The sequence below is a fragment of the Cupriavidus sp. HPC(L) genome (assembly GCF_000307735.3).
Taxonomy (GTDB): domain Bacteria; phylum Pseudomonadota; class Gammaproteobacteria; order Burkholderiales; family Burkholderiaceae; genus Cupriavidus.
Genome location: NZ_AMPR02000151.1, coordinates 1 through 7,415, shown reverse-complemented (window position 1 = coordinate 7,415; position 7,415 = coordinate 1). Strand labels below are relative to the sequence as shown.

Sequence of the window (7,415 nt, the reverse complement as noted above, 5' to 3'; positions counted from 1 at the left end):
TGCATCTGCGTGAAGTGCTCGTACAGGAAGGCGGTGTTGTCCTGGTCGTTCAACTGCAGCAGCGTCTCGCGCGCCAGCGCCTCGGGCGTGGCGTCGTCCTGCAGCAGCTCGGGAACGACGAAGCGTCCCGACAGGATATTCGGCAGCCCGACGTAGGGCAAATAGCCCTGCCGCTTCATGATCTGCGCGGTCAGCCAGGGCACCTTGTACGAGATCACCATCGGCTTCTTGTACAGCGCCGCCTCCAGCGTCGCGGTGCCGCTGGCCAGCAGCACCACGTCGGCCGCCTCCATCGCCAGATGCGACTGGCCGTCGACGATGGTCACGTCGAGTTCAGGATACTCGCTGGCATGCGATTCGATCACGGCCCGCAGCGACGCATTGGCCGCCGGCACTACGAAGGCCAGCGCGTTGTCCATCTGCCGCATCTGGTCCATCGCGGCGAAGAACGTCGCGCCCAGGTGCCGGACTTCGGACTGCCGGCTGCCCGGCAGCACCGCGACCACGCGGCGCCCCGCCGGCAGGCCCAGCTTCGCACGCGCGCCTTCGACGTCGGGCACCATCGGAATCACGTCGGCCAGCGGGTGGCCGACATAGGTCGCGGCAATGCCGGCCTTGGCGTAGATCTCCGGCTCGAACGGGAACAGGCAGAGGATATGGTCGACGGCCTTCGCGATGGTGCGGATGCGCCCGCCCCGCCAGGCCCAGATCGAGGGGCTGACGAAGTGGACCACCGGAATGCCGGCGCGGCGCAGCGGCACTTCCAGGCCGAAGTTGAAGTCCGGCGCGTCGACGCCGATGAAGCACAGCGGCGGATCGGCCAGCAGGCGGTCGCGGATCGCGCGCCGCGTCGCCAGAATCTCGCGCAGCGAGCCCAGCACCTCGACATAGCCGTTGACCGACAGCGTCTCCATCGGCCAATGCGAGACAAAGCCCTGGGACATCATGCGGGCCCCGCCGATGCCCGAGTAGGACACCGCGTCGCCGAGCCGCGCTTGCAGCCCCGACAACAGCAGCGAGGCCAGCAGATCGCCCGAGGCCTCGCCGGCCACCATCGCGATCTCGCCACGCAATCCGGGCAGCGCCGACGGCGCGGCGGCGGCCTGGGGTTCGATGACCGGAATCGGCTGCATTTTCGCGTCGGCCATGGCGACGCCGGGCTTCAGCGCACGATGCCGCGCTTGGTCGCGGCGATGAATTCGAGGAAGGCGCGCAGCGGCACGGCGGTGCTCGCGTCGGCCTGGGCCAGCATCTGGCCGATCTCGGCCTGGGCCTGGTCAAAGCCCAGGTCCGACTTGTACAGCAGCTTGTAGGCCTGGCGCAGCGCGGCGATCTGGCCGGCATCGAAACCGCGCCGGCGCAGCCCTTCGACGTTGATGCCGTGCGGCGTGGCCTTGTTGCCGTTCTTGTCGCTGGCCGCGATCACGAACGGCGGCACGTCCTGCACCAGCGCCGAGGCGCCGCCCAGCATCGCGTGGTCGCCGATGCGCACGAACTGGTGCACCCCGCTCATGCCGCCGAGGATGGCCCAGTCGCCGACCTGCACGTGGCCGGCGATCTGCGCATTGCTCGAGAACACGGTGTGGTTGCCGACGCGGCAATCGTGCGCGATATGCACGTACGCCATGATCCAGTTGTCGTTGCCGATGCTGGTCAGGCCCTCGTCCTGCACCGTACCGGTATGGATCGTCGTGAATTCGCGGATGCGGTTGCGGTCGCCGATCACCAGCCGGGTCGGCTCGTCGCGGTACTTCATGTCCTGCGGCGCGCCGCCGACCGACGCGTACGGTCCGATGCGGTTGTCCGCGCCGACGGTGGTGTGGCCTTCGATCGTGGTGTGCGAACCGATCACGGTACCGCTGCCGATCCGTACATGGGGACCGACGATGGAAAACGGTCCGACGCTGACGTCGGCCGCCAGTTCGGCCTTCGGGTCGACCAGGGCGGTGGGATGGATTTGCGTCATGCGTGAAAGTCCTATCGATCTTGTGGTGGGCGGCGCGCCCGCGTTCGCGTTCACGTTCGCGTTCACGTTCGCGGGCGCCGCGTCAAGACGGCGCCTGGCGCCGTGGCGTCAGGCGTCAGCCTGCTTGACGGTGCACATCAGCTCGGCCTCGCAGGCGACCTTGTCGTCGACGGTCGCGTGGGCCTTGAATTTCCAGATGCCGCGGATATAGCGTTCGACCGAGACATGCATATGCAGCTGGTCGCCAGGGTAGACGACCTGCTTGAAGCGGGCGCCGTCGATGCCGACGAAGTAGTACAGCGAGCCTTCCTTGCGCTCCATGTCCGCGCCGAAGGTCAGCAGGCCGGCCGACTGCGCCAGCGCCTCCAGGATCATCACGCCCGGCATCACCGGCGCGCCGGGGAAATGGCCCTGGAAGTACGGCTCGTTGATGGTGACGTTCTTCAGCGTCTTGATCCGTTTCTGCGGTTCGAATTCGAGCACGCGATCCACCAGCAGGATCGGATAGCGATGCGGCAACAGCTTCAGGATCTGGCGGATGTCGATGTCGGTGGCGGTCATGATGATTTCTCTTCCGTATTCTTTGTCGTGGCGTCCGGGCCCTGCCCGCGCAGGCGCTTCTCCAGCTGCACCACGCGTTCGCGCAGCTTCGACAGCCCCCGCACGATGGCGGCGTTGCGCTCCCAGTCGCCATGCGGCAGGAAGGGAAACACGCTGGTGAAATGCTGGCCCGGCTTCGCGATCGATTTGGTGATCGAGGTCCCGCCCGATACCGTGGTGCGATCGGCGATCTGCAGATGGCCGGCGAAATTGGCCGAGCCGCCGATCACGCAGAAGCGGCCTACCTTGGTGCTGCCCGCGATCGCGGCGCAGCCGGCGATCACGGTATGGGCGCCGACGCGCACGTTATGCGCGATCTGGACCTGATTATCGATCTTGCAGCCGTCCTCGACCACGGTATCGCCCATCGCGCCGCGGTCGATCGCGGTGTTGGCGCCGATCTCGACATCGTCGCCGAGCACGGCGCGGCCGGTCTGCGGAATCTTGACGTATTCGACGCCGTCGGGTCGAATGTCCGGCGCAAAACCGAAACCGTCGGCCCCGATCACCGCGCCGCTGTGGACGATGCAGCGTTGCCCGACCACGCAACCGTGATAGATCGATACGTTGGCGTACAGCAGCGTGTCGTCGCCGATCTGCGCGCCGGCGCCGATATAGGTATTGGCCAGCACGCGCACGCGCTCGCCGAGCCGGGCGCCGGCTTCGATCACGACATTGGGGCCGATATAGCAGGAGGCGGGCACCACCGCATCATCCGCGACGCTGGCGCGCGGATCGATGCCGGTGCGCGGGTCGTGGTTGGCGGCGCGGTCGAATTGCTGCGCGATGCGCGCGAAGCAGACATAGGGATTGCGCGCGACCAGCCAGTTGCGGCCGTCGGCGCGGCCCTGCTCGCGAATGCGGTCGAGGTCGGCCGGCGAGACGATCACCGCGGTGGCCGACGAGGTCAGCGCCTGCGGCAGATACAGCGGATTGGACAGGAAGGACAGCTGCCCTTCCCCTGCCTGATCGAGCGGCGCGAGGCCGCGCACGGCCAGCGTGGGATCACCCACAACTTGCGCGCCGGTGTCCGTGGCGAGCTGACCCAGTGTGGGTGTCTTCATCGCGGTACTTCCTGGAACGACGAACGCGGACGGCTTACTTGCCGCCGGCGTTCAGGGCCTTCATCACATCGTCGGTGATGTCGATGCGCGGATTGACGTAGACGGCTTCCTGCACGATCAGGTCGTACTTGCGCTGCTCGGCCAGTTGCCGGATCACGCGGTTGGCGCGCTCGAGCACCTGCGCCAGTTCCTCGTTGCGGCGCTGGTTCAGGTCCTCGCGGAATTCGCGCTGCTTGCGCTGGAATTCGCGGTCCAGGTCGGCCAGCTCGCGCTGGCGGCGCTGGCGGTCGGCGTCCGCCAGCACGGCGGTGTCCTTGTCGAGCCGGTCGGCCATGCCCTTGATCTTCTGGGCCATGTCCTGCAGCTCGCGGTCGCGCTTGGAGAACTCCTGCTCCAGCTTGACCTGAGCCTGCTTGGCCGGCTGCGAATCGCGCAGGATGCGTTCGGAATTGACGGCGGCAATGCGGGTTTCCTGCGCGCCGGCGGGCGCGGCCACCGTCAGCGCGGCCGCCGCTGCGGCGGCGACGGCGAACGACTGGATGATGCGGGTTGTATTTTTCATGAATCGACCTCTGTCAGAACGCGGTACCGATCTGGAACTGGAAGCGCTGGGTGCGGTCGCCCTCTTCGCGCTTGAGCGGGAAGCCCACGCTGACCTTCAGCGGACCGATCGGCGACAGCCACGACAGGCCGAGACCGGTCGAATACCGCAGGTCGCTGAAGCGCGGCGCCTCGCCTTCCTGGTACACGTTACCGAAATCAAAGAACGTAAAGAGCCGCAGCGTGCGGTCCACGCCGGAGCCCGGCAGCGGGAAGATGAATTCGACGTTGCCGATCACCTTCGACGCGCCACCGATCGGGTTGCCGTTCTGGTCCTTCGGGCCCAGCGTGCTGGTCTGGTAGCCGCGCACCGAGCCGATACCGCCGGCGTAGAAGTACTTGAAGACCGGGAAGTCCTTGCCGGCATAGCCGTGACCGTAGGCGATTTCGCCGTTGAATGCCAGCGTGAACGCCTTCGACAGCGGATAGTAGTACTGCTGCTGCAGCGTGGCGCGGTAGTACTGCGTGTCGCCGATGCCGGGCAGGCCGACTTCAAGGTTGGCCTGCGTGTACGGGCCCTTGGTCGGGATCAGCGCGCTGTCGCGGCGGTCGCGCGCCCAGCCGATCGTGAACGGGAAGTTGTTGGTGACGTCGCCGTTCTCGCGCACCCAGCGCTGGTACTGGATCGGCGTGTTGTTCGACACCGTCAGCTCGGTCCGCTCGTAGCCGATGCCGAAGAACACCGTGTCGTTCTCGGAGAACGGCACGCCGAACTTGAAGCCGCCGCCGGTCGACACGATCCGGTAGTCCTGGTCGCCGATGTAGTACAGCGGGCGCGAGGTCCGGTAGTAGATGTCGGTGGAGCGGCTGATGCCGTCGACGGTGAAATACGGGTCGTACTGCGTCAGGGCAATCGTGCGGAACGACTTCGCGGTGTTGACGTCCAGGCCCAGACTGGTACCCGAACCGAACACGTTGTCCTGGCGCAGGCCGGCCTGCAGCACGAGCTTGTCGGTCGACGAGAAGCCCATGCCCAGGCTGATCTGGCCAGTCGGCTTCTCGGTGACGTTGACGTTCACATCGACCTGGTCGGGCGCGCCGGGCACGTCCTCGGTGGTGATGTTGGTGTCGGTGAAGTAGCCGGTGCGGTTGATGCGGGCCTGCGATTGCGTCAGCTTCTCGCTGTCGAACCACGAGCTTTCCATCTGGCGCATCTCGCGGCGCACCACCTCGTCACGCGTCTTGCTGTTGCCGACCACGTTGACGCGGCGCACGTAGACGCGGCGGCCCGGGTCGACCATCAGCGTCAGCGCGACCTCGCGCTTCTCGCGGTCGATCTGCGGCTGCGGATTGATCGTCGTGAACGCATAGCCGTAGGTGCCCATCAGGTCGGTGATGGCCTTGGTGCTCTGCGTCAGCTTTTCCGACGAGAAGATGTCGCCCTTCTTCAGGGTCAGCAGCTTCTCCATTTCTTCCTGCTTGCCGAGCAGCTCGCCCGCCAGGCGGATGTCGGACACCTTGTACTGGTCGCCTTCCTTGATGTTCAGCGTCAGGTAGATGTCCTTCTTGTCCGGCGTGATCGACACCTGGGTCGATTCGATCGCGAACTCGAGATAGCCGCGGTTCAGGTAGAACGAGCGCAGCGCTTCGAGGTCGGCCGTCAGCTTCTGCTTCGAGTACAGGTCGTTCTTGGTGTACCAGGACAGCCAGTTCGGCGTCGACAGCTGCATCTCGTCGCGCAGCGTGCCTTCCTTGAAGGCCTTGTTGCCGACGATATTGATCTGCCGGATCTTGGCGATCGGGCCTTCGTCGACGTTGAACACGACGGAGACGCGATTGCGGTCCACCGGCGTGATCGTCGTCTGCACCTCGGCGGCGTAGTAACCGCGCGCGACGTACTGGCGCTTCAGTTCCTGCTCGGCCTTGTCGATCAGCGCGCGGTCGTAGTAGCGCGCCTCGGCCACGCCGACGGCCCGCAGCGAACGGCGCAGCGTGTCCTTGTCGAATTCCTTGATGCCAACGAACTCGAGCTGCGAGATGGCCGGGCGTTCCTCGACATGGACCACCAGCACGCCGTCCTCGGCGCGGATCTGTACGTCCTTGAAGAAGCCGGTGTTGTAGAGCGCGCGGATCGCGTCGGCGCCCTTGTCGTCGGTGAAGGTCTCGCCTACCTTGACTGGCAGATAGCCGAAGACCGTACCGGGTTCGACCCGTTGCAGCCCTTCTACCCGAATATCCCTGACCACAAACGGATCCGCGGCCCAGCCCGCCGGTGCCCAGGCCGCGATGATGGCACTCGCCAGCATGCTAAGCGAGATGCGCTTATGTCTGATCAATCTTGATCCCCTCTTTGATTCCATGCAGGATTGGGCTCTGATGCTTCGCCGGGCGGCCTCGCGACGAGGTCCGCAACGGTCGCCGTGGCCGGTGCCGCGGCACGCCGCTACGTCGTTGCGCACCGGATTCTAGCTGCGCGCGAGAAACAGGCGGCTGACGTCGTTGAACAAGGCGAGCGAAGTCAGGAGCAAGATGCAGGCAATGCCGACCTTCTGCAGCACAGCCTGCCAGTGGTCTGGAACGGGCCTGCCAGTCAAAAATTCAACGCAATAATACAGCAAATGCCCCCCGTCCAATACCGGAATGGGTAACAAATTCAATACGCCGAGGCTGACGCTGACCAGCGCCAGGAAGCCGACGAACGGTTGCCAGCCGAGGTTCGCGGCCTTGCCGGCGTAATCGGCGACGGTCAGCGGACCGCTGAGGTTCTGCAGCGAAGCCTGGCCGATCAGCATGCGGCCGAGCAGCTTGAGCGACAGCACGCTGGTGTCCCATACCTGCTGTCCGGCACGGGCCAGCGCCTGCAGCGGGGCATCGCGCACGGTCTCCATCTGCACGGCCTGCGTCAGCGCCGCGCCGAGCTTGCCGGCGGTCGCCGCCTTGCCGCCGCCCTCCTTCGTCTTCTGCTGCGCCCCTTCGCTGTCGTCCGGCACCGCGTCGACCTTGACCGGCACCTGCAGCGTGCTGCCTTCACGCTCGATCGACAGCGTCGCCTGCGCGCCCGGATTGGCGCGCACCGCGCGGATCAGCTGATCGGCCTGCCGGATAGGCTCGCCCTGCCACGCCAGCACGCGGTCGCCGGCGCGCAGGCCGGCGCGTTCGGCGGCCGAATCGGGCAGCACCTCGCGGATCGTCACCGGCCCGCCCTTGAGCGCGAGCCCCAGCGTGGCCAGCGGATCGCGCTCGGG

The 7,415-nt window shown here is 66.3% G+C and carries 7 protein-coding genes; all 7 read right to left on the bottom strand.

Features of this window, described 5'->3' with window-relative positions:
• On the bottom strand, positions 1 to 1,055 hold a 1,055-nt coding region (gene lpxB / locus B551_RS10680; protein WP_253281343.1), incomplete at its 3' end, for a lipid-A-disaccharide synthase.
• A gap of 107 nt (positions 1,056 to 1,162) precedes the next feature.
• Positions 1,163 to 1,966 (bottom strand): acyl-ACP--UDP-N-acetylglucosamine O-acyltransferase, encoded by an 804-nt coding sequence (gene lpxA, locus B551_RS10675; RefSeq protein WP_023264058.1) that lies wholly within the window; start codon positions 1,964 to 1,966, stop codon positions 1,163 to 1,165.
• A gap of 108 nt (positions 1,967 to 2,074) precedes the next feature.
• Positions 2,075 to 2,527 (bottom strand): 3-hydroxyacyl-ACP dehydratase FabZ, encoded by a 453-nt coding sequence (fabZ, locus tag B551_RS10670; RefSeq protein WP_006577561.1) that lies wholly within the window; start codon positions 2,525 to 2,527, stop codon positions 2,075 to 2,077.
• On the bottom strand, positions 2,524 to 3,630 hold the full coding sequence (gene lpxD / locus B551_RS10665; protein ID WP_006577560.1) for a UDP-3-O-(3-hydroxymyristoyl)glucosamine N-acyltransferase: 1,107 nt from the start codon (positions 3,628 to 3,630) through the stop codon (positions 2,524 to 2,526). The genes fabZ and lpxD overlap by 4 nt, the downstream gene beginning before the upstream one ends.
• A gap of 34 nt (positions 3,631 to 3,664) precedes the next feature.
• Positions 3,665 to 4,192 carry an OmpH family outer membrane protein gene (locus B551_RS10660; protein ID WP_006577559.1) on the bottom strand — a complete coding sequence of 176 codons (528 nt, stop codon included), beginning with the start codon at positions 4,190 to 4,192 and terminating at the stop codon, positions 3,665 to 3,667.
• A gap of 13 nt (positions 4,193 to 4,205) precedes the next feature.
• Positions 4,206 to 6,506, bottom strand: a complete 2,301-nt coding sequence (bamA, locus tag B551_RS10655; RefSeq protein WP_043438778.1) for an outer membrane protein assembly factor BamA — start codon at positions 6,504 to 6,506, stop codon at positions 4,206 to 4,208.
• 129 nt (positions 6,507 to 6,635) lie between these two features.
• Positions 6,636 to 7,415, bottom strand: a 780-nt coding sequence (rseP, locus tag B551_RS10650) for an RIP metalloprotease RseP (protein ID WP_023264056.1), incomplete at its 5' end; no start/stop codon positions are given.